The organism is Terrabacter terrae (genome assembly GCF_039529575.1).
GTDB lineage: Bacteria > Actinomycetota > Actinomycetes > Actinomycetales > Dermatophilaceae > Terrabacter > Terrabacter terrae.
On record NZ_BAAANB010000073.1, the window covers coordinates 1 to 527 of the forward strand.

At 71.5% G+C, this 527-nt stretch carries 1 protein-coding gene; it reads right to left on the reverse strand.

What is annotated here, in order from left to right:
- Positions 1 to 133: 133 nt before the first annotated feature.
- Positions 134 to 527 (reverse strand): hypothetical protein (locus tag ABD194_RS19195; protein ID WP_343994464.1); only part of this gene is annotated, 394 nt, incomplete at its 5' end.

The following is a 527-nucleotide window of genomic DNA, read 5'->3' on the forward strand; positions in this document are numbered from 1 at the left end:
GCTGGGGTGTGGCATGTGTGAGCTCCCGTGGAGTGAGGGATGGTGCTGTCGCCCTGGTCAGGGCGACAGGGCTCATCCTCGGGGGCTACCGGTCAGTTCGGTCCGTCCGGAATGTTCAAGATTTGGCAAGGAATCACGCCGGCGTACGCGTCAGCGGAGCGAGCGCGATGAGGAGCAGGAGCGCTCCCAGGGGGAGCAGACCCCACGGCAGCAGCAGGGCTCCTGCAGCGAGGGCGGCCAGCGCGAGCGAGCCCACGGGCAGGCGGCCCTCGAGGGTGAGGGTGACGAGGACGAGGCCGAGCGCCACCGCGGCGAGGACGGGACCTCCCCACATGAGGGCGGTCGGCAGGCTGTCGCCCAGCGCGCCGGTGAGGTGGCCGAGCCAGACCGCTGCCGTGGCCCCGGCACCGAAGGCGGCCAGCAGTGCCGTGGGCACTGCCACCGGCAGGTGGCGAAGCTGCCTGCCGAGGGCCATTGCCAGCCAAGCGAATCCGCCGACCGCAACGACGAGGAGTATGCCGGCTGCG